Origin of the sequence: Ottowia caeni (assembly GCF_050821495.1) — a bacterium.
Lineage (GTDB): Bacteria > Pseudomonadota > Gammaproteobacteria > Burkholderiales > Burkholderiaceae_C > Ottowia > Ottowia caeni.
In genome coordinates, this window is sequence record NZ_CP151080.1 from 1,421,278 (window position 1) to 1,442,780 (window position 21,503).

The following is a 21,503-nucleotide window of genomic DNA, read 5'->3' on the forward strand; positions in this document are numbered from 1 at the left end:
TGACCCTCAGCGCTTCTTGCCGGGCTTTACCAGATGAAGTGCGAGTTCCAGCCCGGAAATGAAGGCATCTTCCATGCGGTGTCCCTGGCACCAGTCGCCAGCCAGGCCCAGGCGAAGATCTGGGTCCCAAACGAATGCCTCACCAAGCGGTTCGATGGTTCGCGCCTGGCGCCAGAGCACAGCCTGCGTCCAGGCAGGCGTTGCACGGATGCCCGTGATTTCTGTGAACGCCTTCAGAAGCTTGGCGCCAGCGCGTGCTGGATCATCACGCTCGTGTTCCGTTGACCACGGCGCACTGGCATGCACGGTCCAGCGCTCAATGGGCTCGCGCCCCGGCTTGGACGATTCGCGCGCCAGCCACGCCACGCGATGATGCGTGCTGCGCGCGGCATTCCATTGCGGGCCAAGGGTTTGCAGGTCAGGCTGGGAGGCGTTCGGGAAAGCGATCATCAGGGCCCAGCACGGGGCCATTTGCACGGATTCGATGCGCTTGGCCAAGGGAGCAGATGTCGGGACGGAGGAAAGCAAGCGCCGGACATCCGCTGTCGGCAAAGCCAGCACGACGGCATCGAAACCGCCGAACACTTGCTGGCCGCCGTCAGTGTTTTCGGTGTGAAGCTGCCAGCGCGTGGCGTCCAGAGCGTCGTGTTGCAACTGCTTGACGCGGGTGCCGGTCAGCACCTGGCCCTGAGCCAGCAATGGGGCAGCCCAGCGGCGAGGCAACTCCGCCATTGCAGGCGATGGCACCCAGTGGGGCTCGCGGCGGGGCTGAGATGCTTCCACCAAGCGGCCGCTGGCGTCAAGAACGCGTACGGCATTGGCGCTCCAGCGCCGGGCTAGGCCAGGGACCGTGGTTTCCAGTGTCTTGGCAAAGCGTTTATCGCGTACGGTGAAGTACTGCGCTCCAGTGTCGAACCCGCCAAAGGGCGAATCGTAAGTGGATACGCGGCCGCCAGGTACGCTGGCCGCCTCGAATACGGTGACCTGTTCGCCGGCCTGTGCCAGTGTGCGGGCGCAGGCCAAGCCGGCCATGCCGGCCCCAACAATGGCTATGCGGCGCGGTTCGGGAGTAGTGCGATTTTTCACAGTTGTTCTTTCGCTTAGCCTGAGTTGATGGTGTGCCAGCCTCCACTCTACACGCCCCGATGCTGCTCCAGCAATGCGCGGCGCGTAATGGGGCGTTCCAGTTGCGTTAACCACCACGCGAGAGCCTTGCCTGGCGTGCCGCTTGCACGCCAGGCATAAGACAGGCTGATCTCGCGCGTGCTGCGCTCCACTTGACGGCGGACCAGTCGACCTGTTTCGAGGTACGGGCGTGCCATGGGTTCTGAAAGGAAGCCAGCCCCCAATCCGCGCAACTGCGCATCGAGCTTGGCGGCAACACTGCTGACCACGAAGCTTTCCTGGCCTTCGAGCAGGCCGAACGATTGCGTGATGGCGCTATGGGTTGAGTCGGACACCACGACGGCGCGGTGTTTTTGCAGTTCAGCATCGCCGATGGGTTCGGGCAAGCTGGCCAGGGGATGATGCGGTGCCACCGCATAAACGAAGCGCACGGTACCGAGCGGTTTGGCCTTCAGGCCAGCAGCGCTGGAAGGCTCCAGTATGGCGCCTAGCGCCAAGTCTGCCCGTCCGGAGGCCAGGGCGCCCACGGTGCCGCTAAGAACTTCGTCGCGCAGGCGCAGTTGGGTGGGCGGATTCAGGCTGAAGAAATCGCAAGCCAGTTCCATCACGGCTGGGTGGGAGATCAGTCCGTCTATGGCAATCGTCAACTGAGGCTCCCAGCCGGTAGCCACGCGCTTGACGCGGTTCACCACGGCCTCTACCTCTCCGCGCAGGCGCTGACCTTGGCGCAACAACTCGTTGCCGGCGGCGGTGGGCTTGGCTTGACGGGAGCTGCGGTCGAAAAGCAGAACATCCAGCGCATCCTCGATCTGGCGCACCCGATAGGTGAGGGTGCTGGGCACCACCCCCAGTACGCGCGCTGCTCCTGCAAAGCTGCCTGCGTCGGCGATGGCGTTGAGAATGCGAAACGCGTCCGGCGTCAGGACATCGGTTGGGTTTTGCATGGTCAGTCCATAAGCATTCAGAATATTTGAATGATGCCATCAATTTGATGCGGTTTCAGAAGGCCTTGAATTGCCTAAAGTACCTACTCAAAGGAGAGATGACATGCTCACTGTTCGCAAATCGCAAGACCGGGGTTTCGCTGACCACGGGTGGCTGAAATCATTCCACAGCTTTTCTTTCGCAGGCTATTACGACCCGGAGCACATGGGTTGGGGCAACCTGCGCGTGATCAATGAAGACCGCATTGCACCCGGCACCGGTTTCGGTGCGCACGGCCACCGCGACATGGAAATCATCAGCTATGTGCTGGAGGGCAACCTCGCGCACAAAGACAGCATGGGCAACGTCAAAGGCATTCCACCAGGAGATGTGCAGCGCATGAGCGCGGGCACTGGTGTCATGCACAGCGAGTTCAACCACGCTGAAGGGCAGACCACGCATTTTCTGCAGATCTGGATTCTCCCCAATGTGACCGGTATCGAACCCGGCTACGAGCAGATTACCGTGCCAGCCGCAAGCAAGCGCGGCCAACTCAAGCTGGTGGCATCAAATCAGCCCGCCGAGGGGGCGGTAAAAATTCACGCCGATGCGTCCATGTACGCCGGTTTGTTCAATGGCACCGAAACCGCCATACTCGCGCTGGATCCCGCGCGCAAGGCATATGTGCATCTGGTGCGCGGAAGGCTGAACGTCAACGGTACACCGCTGGTTGCGGGAGACGCTGCCTTACTTGAAGGCGAGCGCCAGATCGCGCTGGAAAGTGGCAAAGATGCAGAGGTGCTGGTCTTTGATTTAGCGCCCTAATAGTTTCTGTTTTTTCTTTTTTAACCCACTCCCTAGGAGACTCTCGTGACTGCACTACAAAACCCTTTGGCTCTCATCGGCCGTATTCTGCTGGCCTATCTGTTCATTCCTGCGGGCTTTAGCAAGATCGCCGGATTCAAAGGCACCGCCGGCTATATTTCGTCCGTCGGGTTGCCCATGCCTGAAGTGGGTGTCGTGATCGCCATCTTGGTAGAACTGGGTTGCGGCTTGCTGCTGCTGGTGGGCTTCAAGACACGTTGGGCTGCTTTGGCTCTCGCCCTGTTCACCGCGGCGGCAGCCTTCTTCTTCCACAACTACTGGGCTATGCCGGCTGAACAGCAAATGATGCAGTCCCTCATGTTCGGCAAGAACCTTGGTATCGTAGGCGGCCTGCTGGCTTTCGCGGCATTCGGCGCTGGCGCATTCAGCCTGGATGGTCAGAACAAAAACTGACGCAATCGTTGGATCAGGAGCCATGGCGGCTCTTGAGCCTCCAAAGAAAACCGCGCCGAGGCGCGGTTTTCGCGTTTCTGGGGGGCCGCAGGACACTACAGGTCACAGGGATGTCCGTCAGAACTGTTCGTTTAGCCGCGGAACAGGGTATATTTTTGGATTCCGCCATCGGGTCTGCGCTAGGAGCCTGTCCAAAGTCTCCCCGATGTGGCGCGCCCTGGGCGGCCATGCGCGCAATGCTAGGGATGTCCTTGCATAACCCTCGCGAGTCGGTGGTAGTGCGGATCGGGATGAGGCGCAAGGCGTCTTTTTGCAGCCAATAGCCCAGCTATTGGCAAGAAAAGCAACGCAGCGGATCGCCCGAGGCCGTGCTGCCACCGACCGCAGGGAGTTATGCAGGGCATCCCGAGGTCGATTCATGCGCCTTTGCTAAGGCGCAGTCTGTTTTATTGAAGCTCCCATGTTTGTTCACCTGCGTTTGCACACCGAGTTTTCGGTCATTGATGGCACCAATCGGGTCGATGATGTTGTCAAGGCTGCGGCCTCCGACGGTCAGCCGGCCTTGGCCATCACGGACTTTGGCAATCTTTTTGGAGCCATCAAGTTTTACAAGGCAGCCCGTTCAGCGGGCGTCAAGCCGATCATAGGGACCGAGGTATTGCTGGAAGGTGCGGGCGCCGACAAGGGCGTGCTTTCACGCGTGCTGCTGCTGGCGCAGAGTCACCAAGGGTATTTGAATCTGTCGGAGTTACTGGCAAGAGCCTGGACGCAGGGCATGGTCAAGTCGCAGGCGGTCGTCACTTGGGACTGGCTGCGCGAGTTGGCCGACGGTTTGCTGGCATTATCAGGCGCGCAAGCTGGGCCGGTCGGGCAGGCCCTGATGCGAAATGACGCTGCCGGTGCCAGCGAGACCGCGCTGACGTTGGCGGAGATTTTCCCGCACCGTTTTTTTCTGGAACTGCAGCGGACTGGCCGGCCTGACGACGAGGCCCACGTGGCCGCCGCCGTGCAACTGGCAGCGCGTTTGCAGCTCCCCGTGGTGGCCACGCACCCCATCCAGTTCCAGCATGCTCATGATTACGAGGCGCATGAGGCGCGCGTGTGCATTGCTGAAGGCGAGATTCTTGGCAACCCTCGGCGTGTGCGGCGTTTCACGCCGGAGCAATATTTCAAAACGCAGCAAGAGATGCAGGCGCTCTTCGCCGATGTGCCTTCTGCGCTAGCCAACTCCGCAGAAATCGCGCGCCGCTGCAACCTCACGCTGACGTTGGGAAAACCTCAGTTGCCTGATTTTCCGACGCCTGGCGGCATGCCGATCGGAGAGTATTTCCGCGTCGCTTCGCATGAGGGATTGCAGGAGCGTCTGGCGCACCTCTACCCGAATGAGGCAGAACGCGCGGAGCACACGCCGCGTTACGTGGAGCGGCTGGACTTCGAGATTGCGACCATCTTGAAGATGGGCTTTCCGGGCTACTTTCTTATTGTGGGCGACTTCATCAACTGGGCCAAGAAGAATGGCTGCCCAGTGGGGCCGGGGCGGGGTTCCGGCGCTGGCTCCCTGGTGGCCTATGCACTGAAGATCACCGACCTCGACCCGCTGCGCTACAAGCTCCTGTTTGAACGTTTCCTGAACCCGGAGCGGGTCAGCATGCCCGACTTCGATATTGATTTCTGCCAGGCCAACCGAGACCGCGTCATCGATTATGTGAAGGACAAGTACGGCAAGAACGCGGTGAGCCAGATTGCCACCTTTGGCACCATGGCCGCACGCGCCGCCATTCGCGATGTAGGCCGCGTGCTCGACATGAGCTACATGTTCTGCGACGGCATCAGCAAACTCATACCCAACAAACCCGGCCAGCACATCACCATTGACGGCGCGATGAAGGTCGAGCCGATTCTCGCCGAGCGCTATGAGAAAGAGGACGAAGTCAAGACCTTGCTGGATCTTGCTCAGAAGCTGGAGGGCATGACCCGCAACATCGGCATGCACGCCGGGGGCGTGCTGATCGCGCCGGGCAAGCTGACAGACTTCTGCCCTCTCTACCAGCAGCCAGGCAGCGAGTCGGCCGTGAGCCAGTACGACAAAGACGACGTGGAGGCGGTCGGTCTCGTCAAGTTCGACTTCTTGGGTCTGGCCACCCTGACGATTCTCGAAATCGCCAAGGAGCTGATCATTCGCCGTCATCCGGGTCAGGAAAATTTCGCGTTCGAGAATATTCCCCTGGAAGATGCCAAGACCTACAGACTTTTCCAGGATGGCCGCACGGAAGCTGTGTTCCAGTTTGAAAGTCGCGGCATGCAGGGCATGTTGCGCGATGCCAAGCCGACGCGTCTGGAAGACTTGATTGCCCTCAACGCGCTGTATCGCCCCGGCCCGATGGACCTGATCCCCAGCTTCGTGGCCCGAAAGCACGGGCGCGAAACCGTGGAGTATCCGCACCCGCTGGTGGCCGACATGCTAAGCGAGACCTACGGCATCATGGTCTATCAGGAGCAGGTCATGCAGACCGCGCAGATCCTGGGCGGTTACAGCCTGGGCGGCGCCGACTTGCTGCGCCGCGCCATGGGTAAGAAGAAAGCCGAGGAGATGGCCGAGCACCGCGAGATCTTTCGCAAAGGTGCCGCCAAGAACGACATCAGCGAAGCGAAGGCCGACGAGATCTTCGACTTGATGGAGAAGTTTGCGGGCTACGGTTTCAACAAATCGCACGCTGCTGCTTACTCGCTGCTGGCCTATCACACGGCCTGGCTCAAAGCGCATTACACGGCGGAGTTCTACTGCGCCAACATGACCGTGGAAATGGACAACACCGACAAGCTCAAGGTGTTGTACGAAGACGCGCTCCGCGAAGGCATCACCTTCGAGCCGCCAGACGTCAATCGCGGCACCTATCGGTTCGAGCCCATCAGCGACAAGTTGATCCGTTACGGCTTGGGGGCCATTAAAGGTACAGGCGAACAGGCGATCGAGGCCATTATTGCGGCGCGCGAAGGCCGGGGTACCGCACTTGCCGGTGGCGAGTCTGGCCCGTTCAAGAGCCTCTTTGATTTCTGCAATAGGGTGGATCGTACGCGTGTCAACAAGCGCACGGTGGAAGCTCTCATTCGGGCCGGCGCCTTCGACTCACTGCAAATGAACCGTGCAGCGCTCTCCGCCTCGCTCGATCTCGCTTTCGAATACGGTGCGGCCTGCGCAGCCAATGCCAACCAGGGCGGCCTGTTCGACATGCTCGACGACGGCCATGGATCGGTGAGTCAGGAGCCCGATCTGGTGCAGGTCACCCCTTGGGGCGTGAAAGAACGTCTCTCGCTGGAAAAAACCGCTATCGGCTTTTATCTCTCGGGGCACTTGTTCGATGAGGTTGAGCGCGAAGTGCGGCAGTTCGTGCGGCGTCGCATTGACGACCTGACCGACAGCCGCGAGCCCCAGCTCATGACCGGCATCGTGGGCGATTTTCGAGTCATCAACGGCCACCGTGGCAAGCTCGCCTTGTTCAAGCTCGACGACAAATCCGGCGTGATCGAAGCCCGCGCCGAAGAGTCGCTCATCAACCAGCATAGAAACCTGTTCAAGGACGACGAGCTCATCATTGCCATGGGTAAAGTTCAGCCGGATCGTTTTTCAGGTGGCGTGCAGGTCACGATCACGCAAGTGTGGGACCTGCCCACTGCGCGTTGCCGCTTTGGCAAGTTTTTGCGGGTGGCGGTGAACGGCCAGGCGCCTGACGTGAAGCGTTTGCTGGCTGAGTATCCGCCCAAAGTTGAAGTGACCGAGCATGGTGAACTGCTTCAGGGCCTTCCGGTGCGTTTGCTGCTGGAGCGACGCCAGGAAGGGCAGAGCGGCATCAAAGGCGTCATGGCGCAACTGGAACTTGGGGCGGAAGCACGCTTTTTCCCAAGCGACGCCGCGTTAGCTAGTTGGATGGCGCAGGCGGATGAGGGCCGAGCGACGATTGTGTACGAGTCCTGATCTCGGCCCTGCGCGTCGGCTGGAGAGGCGCCGCAGCCTTTTCCGGGCTGCACTGATCCTGGGACCGCCAAGCTCCAGCTTGGCAATGCAGCCGTTTTTAGGGTGACCAGGCCTCAGTCCCTCAGCTTGAACTCCATCACCATCGGGTTCCAATACCGCCCATTGTCCGAAGGGAGCTTCTCAGTCCGGTCAAGCGCCCGCAGCACGGCATTGTCCCAACTCGCCACGCCGCTGGATTTAATGATGCGCTTGCTGATGATGAGGCCAGTCGGTCCGGTGCGAACCTCGACTTCGGCTGTGGGATTCCCCGGTACATTGTCAGAGAACACAATGTTGGGCCGTACCGCAGCGCGAATCCGCCCGGCATAGGTGGATGACGGGCCCGCATCCCGCTCGTCATTGCCACCCTCTTTTCCTTTGCCGTTGCCGCGTCCGCTCGCAGAGGTGCCTCCTTCGCTGTCAGCACTGCCAGCGAGTTTGGCCAGGCGTGTCAGCTCCGCTTTGCGGCGAGCGTCAGATTCCTTCGCCTCACGTGCCGCCTGAGCTTTGGCCTCGGCGGCCTTTTTCTCCGCTGCCTTCTTCTCCGCTGCTGCCTTGGCCGCGACTTCCTTGCGGCGCGCTTCTTCCGCCTCTTTCTTTTCAGCAGCTTTCTTCTCTGCGGCTCTTTCCTCGGCAGCTTCCTTGGCCGCCAGTTCCTTGCGGCGTTTTTCTTCTACCGCTTTTTTCTGCGCCAGTTCCTTGCGCTCACGTTCTTCCTCGCGGCGCTTTTCTTCACGCGCTTCGGCAGCCTTTCGACGCGCTTCCTCTTCTTTTTCTTCTTCTGCGCCAAGGCGATCTCGGCCTCTCGCTCTTCGTCCACCGCCGGTTTGGCTGGCGGAGGCGGGGGAGTCTTGACTGCGGGCTCGGGTCTAGGTGCAGGCTTGGGTGGCGGTGCGGGGGGAGGTTCTGGAATGGTTTCCGGGGGTTTAGGCGCGGCCTTTGGGGCAGCGCGCTGCACCGTGGGTGCCCACAGCTCTGCTTCTACCGCATCGTCCTGGGGATCATTCCGCCATTGAACTCCCCAGGTCAGGGCCAGAATCAGCAACAGGTGGGCGATCAGGGCCAGCACCATGGCGCGCGTCATTCCTCCCTGCGGTGGCGGGGCGAACTCAGTGCGTTCGTTGGTGACGGCGTTCATGGCTGGCAAGGTACGGGAATAGGGCGGCCGCTTACTTCACTGCGAGGCCAACACGTTGCACACCGGCTTCTTTTAATTGCTTCATCATGCTGATAACCTGCTGGTAGCGCAGTTCGCTATCGGCGGCAATCATGACTGGCATTTCAGGGTTCTCATTCAGTGCCTGTTTGATGGCTGCTATGGCTTCTTTCTCGCTGGTTTTCTCCAGCTTCACTTCGCCGCCAAGCGAGAGTTGACCTTCGGCGTCAATCTGAACGTCTATGCGTTTGTCCGGCGCTTTCGTCGACTGCCCCGCACTGGGAACATTAATGACCCCCGGCGTGATCAGTGGTGCCGTGACCATGAAAATGATCAGCAGCACCAGCATCACGTCGATGAAGGGCACCATGTTGATCTCGTTGATCGTGCGGCGTCCGCGGCCGCGTGAGCTGACGGCGGGCATGCTCTTAGTGACCCGAAGGTGAAGTGGTCTGCATGTGCACGCCCAGGTTCCGCTGCAAAATGTTGGAGAACTCTTCTATGAAGGTCTCTTGCTTGTTGGCAATGCGGTCAATGTCGCGTGCGAAGCGGTTGTAGGCGATCACGGCTGGAATGGCGGCGAAAAGGCCCAGGGCGGTGGCCACCAGCGCCTCGGCAATACCCGGTGCCACGGTGGCCAGGGTCACCTGCTGCAGACTGGCGAGTCCTGTGAAAGCGTGCATGATGCCCCACACGGTGCCGAACAGTCCGACATAGGGGCTCACTGAGCCGACCGAAGCCAAAAAGGACAGGTTGGATTCCACGGCGTCCATCTCGCGCTGAAAGCTTGCTCGCATGGCCCGGCGTGCGCCGTCGAGTAGCGTGCCAGCATCCTGAATGCGACGCTCGCGAAGCTTCTGGTATTCGCGCATGCCGCTGGCAAAAATACGCTCCATCGGCCCCGTGTTTCTGGCGTTTTGGGCGGCGGCGGCGAACAGGTCGTTCAAGCTGGTGCCTGACCAGAACTCACGTTCAAAATCATCATTGAGCTGCTTGACCTGTTTAAGCGAGCGAATCTTGCGAAAAATCGCGGCCCAGCTGGCTATGGAAACAGCCAGCAACAGCAACATGACGAGCTGCACGACAAAACTCGCGTGCAGCACGAGTTGGATGATGGAGAGATCCTGGTTCATGCTTTTATTCGTTCGATGATGGCGGCTGGAATGCGCGCCGGTTTGAGTGTTTGCGCGTCCACCCAGCCGATGCGAATGCTGCCCTTGCAAAGCAGCGCGCCGCTCAGCTTGTGAGTGGCTTGCTGCTCAATGACCAGCGCTGCGCGGCCCGCTTCTTGGAGCGCGGCAGTGACGATAAGTTCATCATCAAGGCGCGCCGGTTGGTGATACTTCACACTGGTTTCACTGACGACAAACATGCCTCCTTCGGTCTCGCGCAGCGAATGTTGGCTGACACCCAACGCTCGCAGCCATTCGGTGCGCGCGCGCTCGAAGAACTTCAAATAGTTGGCGTAGAAAACGATGCCACCAGCGTCGGTGTCTTCCCAGTAGATGCGGATGGGAAACTCGAATGCCATAGGCTGTCTGGTAGCGAAGTTCAGGAGAGCAGGGTGCGCAGGCGCCCGATGGCGGACTCCAATTGCGCCATGGAGTTGGCAGTGGAGAACCGGATGTACCGCGCCGTGTCTGCGCGGCCAAAGTCGCGCCCAGGCGTAACCGCCAAGTGTGCGTGCTTCATCAGTTCGAAGGCTAATTCCCAACTGCCGGCGATCTGCATGCCGCTATTGTATTCGGAGCGACCCGCGAACAGCTTGTCACAAGCGGAGGTACAGTCGGCCCAAGCGTAAAAGGCGCCATCAGGTGTTACAGGCACGCGGAGGCCAAGCGCGTCGAGTTGAGGTACGAACCAGTCACGCCGAGCTTTGAACTCGGCACGCCGGCTCTCATAAATGGCCAGGCTCTCAGGTTCGAAGCAGGCCAGCGCAGCATGCTGTGCAATGGTGCTTGGGCAAATGAACAGGTGCTGGGCAATCTGTTCCACCACGTCGACCAGGGCATCGGGTACCACGAGCCACCCCAGGCGCCAGCCCGTCATGTTGAAATACTTGCTGAAACTGTTGATGCTGATGATCTGGTCGTCCAGCTCCAAGGCGCTGCGGCTGTAGGTGTCTTCGTAGCTGAGGCCGAGGTAGATCTCGTCGATCATCGTGACGCCGCCGCGCTCGGCCACCACGCCATGAATGCGGCGCAATTCGTCAGGGTGAATGGAGGTGCCAGTAGGGTTGGAAGGCGAGGCCAGCAGCACGCCGCGCGTGCGGGCTCCCCAGGCTTCTTCTACCTTGTTCGCACTCAGCTGGAAGCGCTCAGCGGCGGACGCAGGCAGCAACACCGCCCGGCCCTCGGCAGCACTCACGAACTGTCGGTTGCAGGGGTAACTCGGGTCCGGCATGAGCATTTCGTCGCCGGCGTCCAGCAGGGCCAGACAAGCCAGCTGCAACGCGCCCGAAGCACCGGGTGTGATGATGATCCGCCGTGCCGGCACCTGTACGCCAAAGCGCTGGGCATACCAGTCGCTGATCCGCTCGCGCAACTGGGGCAGGCCTGTGGCCTGGGTGTATTGGGTGCGGCCTTCTCGAATGGCTTTTTCAGCGGCTTCCTGAACCAGAGCGGGCGCCGTGAAGTCCGGTTCGCCAATGTTCAGGTAGATCATGGGCTGATCGGTGCCGGCGGCCTCGCGGGCAATCGCGGCGGCCGATTTGGCCATTTCCATGACATAAAAAGGCTCAATGCGCTGGGCTCGCGCTGAAATCTTCATTGCTGCTTGGTCGGTTCTTCAGATCTTCACGGCTTCGTCACGGCCGCTCGGTCGGCCTGTACTTCGGCCGGGCGCAATTGGGGCGCAATGCCATTGAGCACCGCGTTGACGTATTTGTGTCCGTCGGTGCCACCGAAATCTTTGGCCAGTTCGATGCACTCGTTCAGCGCTACTCTCCACGGAACGTCGGGGCAGCGCAGGAGCTCGTAGGCGCCGATCCACATGCAAGCGCGCTCAACGGGCGAGATCTCCGCCAGTTTGCGGTCCAGCTTGGGCACGATCAGGGCGTCCAGGTCGTCCTTGAGTTCAATGCATCCGTGCAGCAGTGCGTCGTAGTGAACGGAGTCAGCCTTGGAAAATCCTTGCAACTCGCGTGTAAAGACGTCAATCACGGCCACATCGCTGCCGCCCACCAGATGCTGGTAGAGCGCCTGCAGGGCGAACTCGCGCGCGCGAGAACGCGGCGATTTGGTCGAAGACTTGCGCGTGCCACTGCTCTTGGCAGGAGTGGACGGTTTTTTCTCGGTGTTCCTGGGTTCTTCCGTGTTCATGCAACGCGCTCCAGCAACTGGGCCATTTCCACCGCGACGCGCGCGGCATCGCGCCCTTTGTCGACTTGGCGTGCCACGGCCTGTTCCATGTTTTCAGTGGTCAGAATGGCGTTGGCGATTGGAATGCGCTGCTCCAGCGTGACGCGGGTAACGCCAGCGCCTGATTCGTTGGCGACCAGTTCGAAGTGATAGGTTTCACCCCGGATGATGCAACCCAGCGCGACCAGTGCGTCGAATTTTCCGGACTGTGCCAGCGTCTGTAGCGCAATCGGTACTTCCAGCGCTCCGGGCACGGTGACATGTTCAATGTTCTCGTCGGCTACGCCCAGAGCCGCCAGTTCGGCGGTGCAAGCCTCCAGAAGGCTGTTGGTCACGTCTTCGTTGAAGCGAGCCTGCACGATGCCGATGCGGAGATTTTCCCCGTCGAGTGTGGGCAGCGCGCCTTGATTAGCGTTTTTCATATTCAATGCTCAGTCGTTCGTGATGTAGCCCACCACCTCAAGGCCAAAACCGCCCGACATGCTGGGCAGGCGCCGAGGGGTGCCCATGAGGTGCATGCGGTGCACGCCGCAATCCCGCAGGATTTGCGCGCCAACGCCGTAGCTGCGCAGATCCATACGGCCACGCTCTGGCGCATGGGCGGCGCGCGCCGTGCCTTCGAAGTGCGCCAGGAACTGTTCGGAGCCCTCGCCGCAATTCAGCAGCACGGCCACGCCCTTGCCTTCTGCCTGGATGTGGCGCAAGCTGGCATGCACGCCCCAGGAGTGCAGGCCGCTATCAACTTCCAGCGCATCGAGCACCGATAGCGGCTCGTGTACGCGCACGGGTACAGCGTCTTCCGGCGACCAGTTTCCCAGCACCAGCGCCATGTGCACTTCGCCACTGGGTTTGTCCCGGTAGACGTGAGCCATGAACTCGCCTTGGGCTGTGTGCAACGGGCGGGAGGCGATCTTCTGCACCAGCGTTTCATGGCGGCTGCGGTGCTCGATCAGGTCGGCAATGGTGCCGATTTTCAGGCCATGCGTGGCGGCAAACTCCTGCAGGTCGGGCAGGCGAGCCATGGTGCCGTCATCCTTCATGATCTCGCAGATCACCGCCGAGGGTGAGCATCCGGCCATGGCGGCAAGGTCGCACCCAGCTTCGGTGTGGCCGGCGCGCATGAGCACGCCGCCATCCACTGCTTGCAAGGGGAAGATGTGGCCCGGCTGGACCAGGTCGTCCGGTTGTGCATTGGCTGCCACGGCGGCCTGAACGGTGCGCGCCCGGTCGGCGGCCGAGATGCCGGTGGTCACGCCTTCGGCAGCCTCGATCGAGACCGTGAATGCGGTGGAATACTTGGTGCCATTGCGAGTGGCCATGGGGCGCAATTGCATGTGCTCACAACGCTCGCGCGTCAGCGTGAGGCAGATGAGCCCGCGGCCGAAGCGCGCCATGAAATTGATCGCCTCAGGGGTGACGTGATCGGCGGCGAGCACCAGATCGCCTTCGTTTTCGCGGTCTTCTTCATCAACCAGAATGACCATGCGGCCAGCGCGGAGTTCGGCGACAATTTCTTCCACCGGGGCGATGGTTGTTGGAGCGGCTGGGGTGGGGTAGGACAGAGGAGCGTTCATGATGTTGCCAATTGGCTGGGCTCTAGGAGCCTGTCGGACTTGGAAATCGCCGGCCGCAAATGGGCCGCAGCGGTCCATTTTTCACATTCTTCTTGACTCATAGCTTGGCTATGAGCCTGCGAATCCTGCAAAAACTGTCCTCGCTGGGTCCCATTTTCGCTTGCGGCGCTCCAAGTCCGACAGGCTCCAGGGGCTTTTGCCGGCCGATCTGGAGCGGAAAGGTGACATTATCGGCGCTTTGTGCCCATTGCCTCGGTCAAACTGTCTTTCGCCCTACTCTAACAACCCACGGTTTTCCGCATGGCTTTGTCGTTTGATCATCCCGTACTCTCTGCGCTGCTGCCGGTCGTAGTGTTGATAGGCATCGGCTTTCTGGTCGGGCGGATGAAGCTGATCCGAGGAGAGGCCGTACGAGATTTGTCCAATCTTGTGTTTCTGGTGCTGGTGCAGGCGCTCCTGTTTCGCAGCATGGCCACCGCGCAGCTGGATCGCCTTGATTTGCGCTCGGTGGCTCTCTATTACGTGGTCGCCGGCCTGATGTTCTTGGCGCTTCTGTTCGTGCAGGGGCTCAATAGCCGCTCGGCCGTGTTGGCGCTGGCGGCGATTTTCAGCAATACGCTCATGATTGGCGTACCCCTGGTTCAGCTGGCCTACGGCGAGGACGGCCTGGTACATTTGTTTACGCTGATTTCCATGCACGCGCTGGTGCTGCTGACACTGGCCACTGTCGTCATTGAATTGCTGGTGGCGCGTGAGCAGGAAGCCGCTGGTGGCAGGCCACGCCGTCACATTGGTGCCACGGTCGCACAGGCCGTGAAAAACGCGATCTTTCACCCCGTCCCGTTACCCATCATCGCGGGCTTTCTGTACGCACTGACCGGGCTTGGCCTGCACCCGATTGTTGAGCGCCCCCTCAAGCTCCTGGGTGACGCCTTCGGGCCGGTGGCTCTCGTATTGGTGGGTGTCACCCTTGCGGGCACCGCAATTGGCGCTCATTGGCGTGGCGCACTGCTCATTTCTGTTTTGAAGACCGTGCTCCACCCAATCCTTATGGCGTTGGCGGGTTGGGCCTTTGGTGTGCGGGGGCTGCCACTGGCCGTGATGGTCGTCGCCGCCTCCCTGCCCGTAGGCGCGAACGTTTTCCTGTTCTCACAGCGTTATCACAAGGCCGAGGATCTCGTCACCGCCAGCGTGGCGGTATCGGCCGTGATCGCGTTGATCACGGTGCCCGTCGCGCTGGCTTTGCTGGCCTAGACAGTTTCACGGCGAACACGTGACATTTCGTCACGTCTCAGCATAATAGGTTAACCGCGATAAACGCTGTTTCGCCCCGGGTCAACCATGCTTGCAACTCGTTCGCGCCATTTGCCGTGCGTCATTGTGGCGCTGGTCTTTGCTGTCTCGCTGGTGCTGAGTCGGCCCTTGCACGCTCAGTCAGCTTCTGCTGCAACGCCCAATCGCAGTGCATCGGCCCAAGTCCCCGGCGGTCCCCGGCTTGTCGCCTATCTGGGCAATGGTCCCAGTGATTCGGAAAGAACGTGTATGGCAGAGCTGCGCTCGGCATTGGAGGCTGCCGGCTGGTCTCTTGACCAACAGCTCACGATCGAATGGAACGACGCGGGGCACGATCCATCAAGGCTGGCTTCCATGGCGCAGGCGCTGGTTGCACGCAAACCGGATGTGCTGCTGACCACGGAGGTTGCCCCGGCGGAGGCGCTGATGAAGGCAACTCAGAGCTTGCCGATTGTTGTCCTGGGCGCTTCCAATCTTCGCCGTGTTGTGGATGAACATGCGCGGCCGCTGGCCAATGTCACGGGCGTCACGTTGAGCCTGAGCGGGCAGCACGCGATCAAGCCGATGGAGGTGCTGTTGCAGGCATTTCCGCAGGCGCGCCGCGTTGGAATGATTGAAAACCACGGCAATCCCTCGCACAGGGGAGAGGGTCTTCTGGGGCCCATCCCCGATATGGTCAGGAAGGTAGGCGCCGAACTCCACCGAGTGCACTTTTCCGGGGAGGCAGGCATAGCAGGTGCCTGGGAAGAGTTGGCGCGCCTGAAAGTGGATGCCGTGATGATCCGGCCAGACTCTCCTCCGCTGCTTGCCGAGCATGCCCGTCATGCGCTTCGGCTGCGAATGCCGGCTATTTCACACCACTCCTGGTTCTCTGAAAGGTACGGTGGGCTTTTGAGCTACGGGGTCATCGGACGCATCAACGTGTGCGGTCGTGGGGCCCGCTATGTCGATCGGGTGTTGCGCGGCAGTCCGGTGGCTGGGCTGCCTGCAGAAGAGTTGTACGAAGCAGGTCTCAGCATCAATCTGGCAACGGCAGAGCGACTAGGCGTGAGTCTTCCAGCCGCGTTAATCGCTCGTGCGGAACGCTTGAACAAATCTGTAGCAGGTCAACCGACGGTGAAAGTCGGCGCAGGGAGTGCCCCCTGATGGAGCCGCCCCGACACCGCTTGTGGCTGACTTATGCGGTATGGGTTGCCCTGCTGGTCGCGGTGGTGCTGGTAGCCAGCGGATCTGCACTGATCTGGCTGATTTTGCGTGAGACCAGGGTGGCGGTCGATGCACAGCAGGCCCTGGGAGCGACCAAGGTCTCATCTCAGGTTGACGGCTTCGTTGGAGAGGTTGAAGCGCTTCTGCGCGCCAGCCTGTCGCTGCTGGACTCCAATCACCTCGGCGACGCAGATGGTGATCTGCAACTTGAGCTTTATCGGTTGATGAAGCAGTCGCACGCGATTCAGGAGCTCTACTGGATCGACCAGCATGGCCGAGAGCGCGTGCGCGCCTCGCGCTTAGGTGCGGATCGACTGGGTTCTGGCGATGACCTTAGTCAGGCGCCGGAGTTTGTCAATGCTCGTGCCAGCGAGCTGTGGATCGGGGAGGTTCTTTATGTTGTCAACCGGCCCCGCGTGATCATGGCGCAGCGGGGGCGGCGTCCGCAGAGTGGCGTGCTTGCCGCTCAAGTCGATCTGGCACCACTGAATGAGATTGTGGAGGGGGCCAGATTTGGCAGCGAAGGCTACACCTACATCCTTGATCGCAGGGGTAATTTGCTGGCACATCCGGATCTCAATGAGGTTTTGCGGCGCGCTGATGGTAGCTCCCGCCGTCCGGTGCTGGCCTCTGTCTCGGTAACTTCAGCCGATGAAGCGGTCGAACCCGGAGCATTGCTGGCGCTTGATACACCCGCAGGCCGTCCGCTCGTTGCTCGCGCCGCAGAGCTGAGTGGCACGGGCTGGTGGCTGATCACCGAGCAACCGCGCGACGAGGCGTTTGCTCCCGTCCGCCGAGCGTTGGCCACCACACTACTGATACTCGTTCTCGCTGTATTGGCTGGTTCGGCCCTAGGCGTGGTGATGGCCCGTCGGGTGGTGCGGCCGATCCGGCAGTTGGCTGAAGGCGCCGACAGCATCGGTGAGGGCCGGCTTGATCACCGGATCAAGCTTGTGCGTAGTGACGAGTTGGGCCATCTTGCTGAGCGCTTCAACCAGATGGCAGAGCGTTTAAGTGACTCCTATCGTCTGCTGGAGACACGGGTGGCTGAGCGCACACAGGATCTCGTCGGAGTCAACGCGGAGTTGCTTGCCAAGCGGGAGGAGGCCGAAAGGTCGAGCCAGGCCAAGACTCGTTTCCTGGCTGCCGCCAGTCATGATTTGCGCCAGCCGATGCACACCCTCAACCTCTTGGTGGGCGTGTTGCGCCGGCAGGTTGTGACACCGGAGGTGGGCAAGCTGGTCGCGAGCATTCAGGCCTCGGTCTCGGCGATGGACGCGCTATTCAACAGCCTTCTCGATATTTCCAAGCTGGATGCCGGTATTTCCACGTCGGTTCCGGGCGACCATGCGCTGTCGGAGTTGCTGCGCCGGGTAGAGTTCAACTACGCGCCGGAAGCCGCGCGCAAGCGGCTTAGGCTCATTGTCGTGCCCTCAGGTTGTACTGTTCGAACCGACGCCGCCTTGCTGGAGAGGGTTCTCAACAATCTGGTGTCGAATGCGATCCGCTACACAGAGCGTGGGAAGATACTCGTCGGATGCCGGCGTCGCTCGGGAGCGGTGGAGCTGCAGGTTTGGGATACCGGTATTGGTATTGCTCCATCGCACTTGCCGCATGTTTTCGACGAATTCTTCCAGATCGACAATCCTGAGCGCGACCGCAGCAAAGGGCTTGGACTGGGCCTGGCCATTGTCAAGCGGACACTTGAGTTGTTGGGGCATCCGTTCACACTCCGCTCGGAGTGCGGTCGCGGAACCTGTTTTTCGATCCGGTTGCCTTTATCCGATGCACGGGCGCCGCCCTTGATGCCGCCTCGCTCGGAGGCTCTCGCCGGTCGGCTGCGTGTCACGGGCGCGTTTATCGTCGTGATCGATGACGAGGGCGACACCCGCCAGGCCATGCTGGCTCTCTGCCACAGCTGGGGGGCGCACGCAATTGCTGCTGCATCGGCAGAGCAGTGCATGGAGCTACTCGAAGAGCATCTGCGCAACCCCGATCTGATTCTGTGCGATTACCGATTGCGCCAACGCCGCGACGGGTTGGCCGCGGTTCAATGGATGCGCGCGCGCATCGGCCAGGCGGTGCCCGCAATCATCATCACAGGCGATACAGCTGCCTCAGATTTGAGGAGAGTTGCAGACGCCGGCCTGCCGCTGTTGCACAAACCTGTAGGCGCTGATCGGCTTCTGGAGGCCATTGAGGCCGTGCTCGCAGCTCACCCAATCGGGGGAGGTGAATTTCAGGGAAACGATTCAGACTACAAAGATGAGGATCCTGCTGATCGATGATCACGCGCTGTTTCGGGACGGCGTCGCGCTGCTGCTCAAGGAGCTTGATCCGGCGGTGCAGGTCTGGCATGCGTCGAATGTTGACGAGGCGCTGGCTGCCATGGAAGGTGGCGTGGACATCGACTTGATTTTGCTTGACTTTTTCCTGCCTGGCACCAGCGGCCTGGAGGCTCTGGAGGCCATGCGCGCTCAGCACCCAGGCGTGCCGATCGTCATGATGTCGTCGCAGGAGGATCAGGTCACCGTGCTGCGCTCGATCCAGCTCGGAGCGATGGGTTTCATTCCCAAGTCTTCCTCATCAGGGCAGATGTTTGACGCACTGCGTATCGTTCTGGGGCATGGCATCTATGTGCCCCCGCTCAGCTTGGCGGACATTGCCTCGCCGTTGCAGATGCCCAGCAGATCACGCACTACAACCGCTGAACTGGGGCTCACACCGCGTCAGACCCAGGTGCTGCGATTGATCCTGGAGGGCAAGCCGATGAAGCTGATTGCACGCGAACTCGGGCTTACCCATAACACGGCAAAAACCCATGTCAGTGCAGTGTTGCGTGCGCTGGCTGTCACCACCCGAACGCAGGCCATCGTCGCTGCGAATCGTATGGGCCTGGTGCTTGAAGAAGTTCCTCCTAAACCTCAGTCCACAGTTTTTTGAGGTTTTCGCGGGGCGGCATCACCCAATTGGGTGATGTGCCGGGGGTGTGCTTCATTTAGTGTTGCTAGTACCCAAATCTGAATTGCAAACATCAAGGAGACAAGGGATGAGAACCCCCGGCAAAAGAACTCTGCTACATGCCTTCGCGCTGACGGCTGCCCTGTCGCTCGCAGCCTGCGGCGGAGGCGATGACAGCAGCGACCCTCCAGCTCCGCCTCCGCCACCCCCGGCTCCGCCCCCGTCTGTCTCGCTCAGCGGCGAAGTTGCCCGCAACGGCACACTCAAGAACGTCGTTGTGTGTCTTGACCTGAATTCAAATGACGCTTGCGACAGCGGCGAACCCGCCTCTGCTGCCACAGATGCCGATGGAAAGTACACCGTAAGCTACGACCCGACTGCTGTTCCGAACGCGGCTTCGTCACGCCTCATCGCACCCGTCAAGACCGGTGATCCAGCCGCGTCCACGACAGCCATTGACTCCTACAACCCCGCCGTTGCCGCCACGACAACCGACTACGTGCTCAAGCGGTCGGCTGGTTCCGGCGGTGCCATCAATCCGCTGACGACCCTCGTGGAGGCGGGCGTGGCTGCAGGCATGACCGAGGCCGCCGCTCGTGCCAACGTGGCACTGCAACTGGCTATTGATCCTGCCAAGATCGACGGGTACCAGGACGATCCCCCTGGGACGATGCTCAAGTGCGCGACAACGCACGCACAGCTGCCGCACTGATCTCCACCATGTTGCGCACCGGCGCGCCGCTGGAAGTGGGCGACCACAATGGCGCTGTCAGTGCCGACACTTTGCTGAACAATCTGTTCTACCAGGATGCCGGTAATTTCTATGTGCAGACGCTGGAAACTCAGGCCAAGGCCGCAGGAACGGGAGGGGCGACGCTCCTTGATACCCGGGTAGGTAAGACTGGTGGGGTGAATCGGCCAATTGGCAATGATCCCAACGCGCTGCATCGCTGGGCCATGCTGTCTCCGGACGGGTGGAAATGGTGTGGTCCCGCTGAAGCCGTTGAAATCACGGTGGGTAACCCCAATCGGGCGCTGGTGTGCGGTTCGCGCGTACAAATCGGCTGGAGCCTCGGGGTGGATATTGCAGGGCAGGATATGGCCGGATTCGTCTCGACCCGATCCGCGACCTTCAACGTGACCGACCCGGCGGCAGCCCTCGGTAGTACCGCTTTTCCGACTGGGTCCGAGGAACGTCTGGGCAGCAGCGTGGTGCTGGCGCCAGAGGTCCAGATAGACAACTTCTTCACCCGTGCTCAGCCAGCGAGTCGGCGAACGCTCGAAGCAGTCATCGCTGCATTCCCTACTTCAGGAGCTGCAGCGCCCGCCGGCGGCAACACCTTGAGTCTGGCAGTGACCACCAGCGCTTCGAGAAATCTGCGGGTCTCATTTGCTCCTGCCAGTCCAACCCAAGGGGTGGCGCAGTACTACGAGTGCGACCTGAACCCTGAGCAAACAGTTGTTTCCAACTGTGCAGCATCGACCACGGGGGCTACAGCATCGGCATCGTGAATGGCGAGCGCTTGTTGCGTTTCACGGGCCAACCGCCCACGCCGGCCATCAACTTCAACGTGGTCTATACGCAGATTCGCTGGGAAGCCAACAATCCCGACTCTCAGTGGGTGTACCGTGCGCACGAGCTTAAGGCCGACTTCAACTCGCGCCTGTCCGGAACAGATCGCTTGAACGCGGTTGCGTGGAATGCAATGAAGGCCAAGCTGGGTTTGTGAGTCCGGGATCCGGCGCGGGTGCGGGTATCGAGGCCTCTTCAGGGGGCCAGACGCTCCCGGACCCAGCCGCCACTACCTTGGCGGTAGCTCAGCCGATCGTGTAGCCTGCTCTTTCGGCCCTGCCAGAACTCCCAGCGTTCGGGTACCAGCCTGAAACCGCCCCAGTGTGGTGGACGTGGCGGATTCAACAGGAACTTGGCGCCAAACTTGGCGGCGCGAGTCACCAGCACGGTGCGGTCTTCAATGACCTGGCTTTGTGGGCTGGCCCAGGCGCCTATGCGGCTGTCCAGTGGGCGGCTGGCAAAGTAAGCATCGCTTTCGGAGTCGCTTACTCTTTCCACCAGCCCTTCAATGCGGACCACGCGCTCCAGCTCGACCCAATGGAACTGCAGGGCTGCGTAAGGGTTGCCGGCCAGTTCGCGCCCTTTGCGGCTGTCGTAGTTGGTGTACCAGACGATGCCGCGCTCGTCGAAATCCTTGATTAGCACAATGCGCGTGCTGGGACGCAGGTCGCTACCCACGGTTGCCACTGTCATGGCGTTGGGTTCGAGAATTTCGCTCTGGCGTGCCTCGTCGAACCACCGTGCAAACTGGCGCAGCGGGTCTGAGTGGGAAGCATCTTCGGAAAGTTCGGCGCGCTCGTAACTCTTGCGCAGGTGTGCAATGTCGCTCATGTGAGCAGTATATTCAGCCCCGCCTCGCTGTCCACTCACTGTCCAATCGCCACCCTGCTGCTGTGTCTCGGCTGTCCCGATTCGTCCGGCGCCGCACGATCGAGCAACCGGATGAGCGAGCGATCCTGTATGCCACGATCCCGCAGGCTCTCATGATTTCACGGCTACAGAGCTTCCCAGGCACCTTTCGGCGCCCGGCGTTTTGAGGAGA

21 protein-coding genes and 1 pseudogene are annotated in these 21,503 nt (G+C 60.9%); 10 read left to right on the plus strand and 12 right to left on the minus strand.

The window, feature by feature from the left end:
* Positions 1-6: 6 nt before the first annotated feature.
* Both AAAK34_RS06950 and AAAK34_RS06955 read right to left on the minus strand, forming a co-directional pair.
* A complete protein-coding gene (locus AAAK34_RS06950) occupies positions 7-1,161 on the minus strand; it encodes an FAD-dependent oxidoreductase (protein WP_231693798.1) in 1,155 nt (384 codons plus the stop codon).
* On the minus strand, positions 1,134-2,069 hold the full coding sequence (locus tag AAAK34_RS06955) for a LysR family transcriptional regulator (RefSeq protein WP_231693445.1): 936 nt from the start codon (positions 2,067-2,069) through the stop codon (positions 1,134-1,136). Before AAAK34_RS06955 ends, AAAK34_RS06950 begins: the two co-directional genes overlap by 28 nt.
* 103 nt (positions 2,070-2,172) lie before the next feature.
* On the opposite strand from AAAK34_RS06955, the gene AAAK34_RS06960 reads away from it, so the two are divergent.
* The 3 genes from AAAK34_RS06960 (at position 2,173) to dnaE (ending at position 7,300) form a co-directional block, all read left to right on the plus strand.
* Entirely contained in the window at positions 2,173-2,874 is a 702-nt protein-coding gene (locus AAAK34_RS06960) for a pirin family protein (protein ID WP_231693444.1), read from the plus strand.
* Between the two features lie 45 nt (positions 2,875-2,919).
* On the plus strand, positions 2,920-3,327 hold the full coding sequence (locus tag AAAK34_RS06965) for a DoxX family protein (RefSeq protein ID WP_231693443.1): 408 nt from the start codon (positions 2,920-2,922) through the stop codon (positions 3,325-3,327).
* 460 nt (positions 3,328-3,787) lie between these two features.
* Complete coding sequence (gene dnaE / locus AAAK34_RS06970; protein ID WP_231693442.1) at positions 3,788-7,300, plus strand: DNA polymerase III subunit alpha; 3,513 nt, start codon at positions 3,788-3,790, stop codon at positions 7,298-7,300.
* Positions 7,301-7,413: 113 nt separating this feature from the next.
* On the opposite strand, the pseudogene tolA reads toward dnaE, so the two are convergent.
* The 9 genes and pseudogenes from tolA to ribBA all read right to left on the minus strand — a co-directional run.
* A pseudogene (tolA, locus tag AAAK34_RS06975) lies at positions 7,414-8,070 on the minus strand (cell envelope integrity protein TolA); the annotation flags it as partial.
* Complete coding sequence (locus AAAK34_RS06980; RefSeq protein ID WP_431777875.1) at positions 8,013-8,477, minus strand: hypothetical protein; 465 nt, start codon at positions 8,475-8,477, stop codon at positions 8,013-8,015. The gene AAAK34_RS06980 and the pseudogene tolA, both read right to left, overlap by 58 nt.
* A gap of 31 nt (positions 8,478-8,508) precedes the next feature.
* Entirely contained in the window at positions 8,509-8,919 is a 411-nt protein-coding gene (gene tolR, locus AAAK34_RS06985) for a protein TolR (protein WP_231693440.1), read from the minus strand.
* 4 nt (positions 8,920-8,923) lie between these two features.
* Entirely contained in the window at positions 8,924-9,628 is a 705-nt protein-coding gene (tolQ, locus tag AAAK34_RS06990; protein ID WP_231693439.1) for a protein TolQ, read from the minus strand.
* Positions 9,625-10,026, minus strand: coding sequence for a tol-pal system-associated acyl-CoA thioesterase (gene ybgC / locus AAAK34_RS06995; RefSeq protein ID WP_231693438.1), 402 nt, complete (start codon positions 10,024-10,026; stop codon positions 9,625-9,627). Before ybgC ends, tolQ begins: the two co-directional genes overlap by 4 nt.
* Before the next feature lie 20 nt (positions 10,027-10,046).
* Positions 10,047-11,264, minus strand: a complete 1,218-nt coding sequence (locus AAAK34_RS07000) for a pyridoxal phosphate-dependent aminotransferase (protein ID WP_231693437.1) — start codon at positions 11,262-11,264, stop codon at positions 10,047-10,049.
* 26 nt (positions 11,265-11,290) lie between these two features.
* Entirely contained in the window at positions 11,291-11,815 is a 525-nt protein-coding gene (gene nusB, locus AAAK34_RS07005; protein ID WP_231693436.1) for a transcription antitermination factor NusB, read from the minus strand.
* Positions 11,812-12,276 carry a 6,7-dimethyl-8-ribityllumazine synthase gene (gene ribH / locus AAAK34_RS07010; protein WP_231693435.1) on the minus strand — a complete coding sequence of 155 codons (465 nt, stop codon included), beginning with the start codon at positions 12,274-12,276 and terminating at the stop codon, positions 11,812-11,814. The genes nusB and ribH overlap by 4 nt, the downstream gene beginning before the upstream one ends.
* A gap of 9 nt (positions 12,277-12,285) precedes the next feature.
* Positions 12,286-13,428, minus strand: coding sequence for a bifunctional 3,4-dihydroxy-2-butanone-4-phosphate synthase/GTP cyclohydrolase II (gene ribBA / locus AAAK34_RS07015; RefSeq protein WP_231693434.1), 1,143 nt, complete (start codon positions 13,426-13,428; stop codon positions 12,286-12,288).
* 300 nt (positions 13,429-13,728) lie between these two features.
* Between ribBA and AAAK34_RS07020 the strand changes: the two genes are divergently transcribed.
* The 7 genes from AAAK34_RS07020 to AAAK34_RS07050 all read left to right on the plus strand — a co-directional run bounded on the left by AAAK34_RS07020 (position 13,729) and on the right by AAAK34_RS07050 (position 20,618).
* Entirely contained in the window at positions 13,729-14,682 is a 954-nt protein-coding gene (locus tag AAAK34_RS07020; RefSeq protein WP_231693433.1) for an AEC family transporter, read from the plus strand.
* Between the two features lie 87 nt (positions 14,683-14,769).
* The gene (locus tag AAAK34_RS07025) at positions 14,770-15,867 is read left to right on the plus strand and encodes an ABC transporter substrate-binding protein (RefSeq protein ID WP_431777876.1); all 1,098 of its coding nucleotides are present in this window, start codon (positions 14,770-14,772) and stop codon (positions 15,865-15,867) included.
* Positions 15,867-18,215, plus strand: coding sequence for an ATP-binding protein (locus AAAK34_RS07030; RefSeq protein ID WP_231693431.1), 2,349 nt, complete (start codon positions 15,867-15,869; stop codon positions 18,213-18,215). Before AAAK34_RS07025 ends, AAAK34_RS07030 begins: the two co-directional genes overlap by 1 nt.
* On the plus strand, positions 18,193-18,870 hold the full coding sequence (locus tag AAAK34_RS07035; protein WP_231693430.1) for a response regulator transcription factor: 678 nt from the start codon (positions 18,193-18,195) through the stop codon (positions 18,868-18,870). The genes AAAK34_RS07030 and AAAK34_RS07035 overlap by 23 nt, the downstream gene beginning before the upstream one ends.
* A gap of 106 nt (positions 18,871-18,976) precedes the next feature.
* The gene (locus tag AAAK34_RS07040) at positions 18,977-19,600 is read left to right on the plus strand and encodes a hypothetical protein (RefSeq protein WP_431777877.1); all 624 of its coding nucleotides are present in this window, start codon (positions 18,977-18,979) and stop codon (positions 19,598-19,600) included.
* Positions 19,567-20,400, plus strand: coding sequence for a hypothetical protein (locus tag AAAK34_RS07045; RefSeq protein ID WP_431777878.1), 834 nt, complete (start codon positions 19,567-19,569; stop codon positions 20,398-20,400). The genes AAAK34_RS07040 and AAAK34_RS07045 overlap by 34 nt, the downstream gene beginning before the upstream one ends.
* Positions 20,397-20,618, plus strand: a complete 222-nt coding sequence (locus AAAK34_RS07050) for a hypothetical protein (RefSeq protein WP_431777879.1) — start codon at positions 20,397-20,399, stop codon at positions 20,616-20,618. The genes AAAK34_RS07045 and AAAK34_RS07050 overlap by 4 nt, the downstream gene beginning before the upstream one ends.
* A gap of 38 nt (positions 20,619-20,656) precedes the next feature.
* Here the strand turns inward: AAAK34_RS07050 and pdxH are convergent, their stop codons facing one another.
* The gene (pdxH, locus tag AAAK34_RS07055) at positions 20,657-21,292 is read right to left on the minus strand and encodes a pyridoxamine 5'-phosphate oxidase (protein WP_231693428.1); all 636 of its coding nucleotides are present in this window, start codon (positions 21,290-21,292) and stop codon (positions 20,657-20,659) included.
* Between the last annotated feature and the right edge of the window lie 211 nt (positions 21,293-21,503).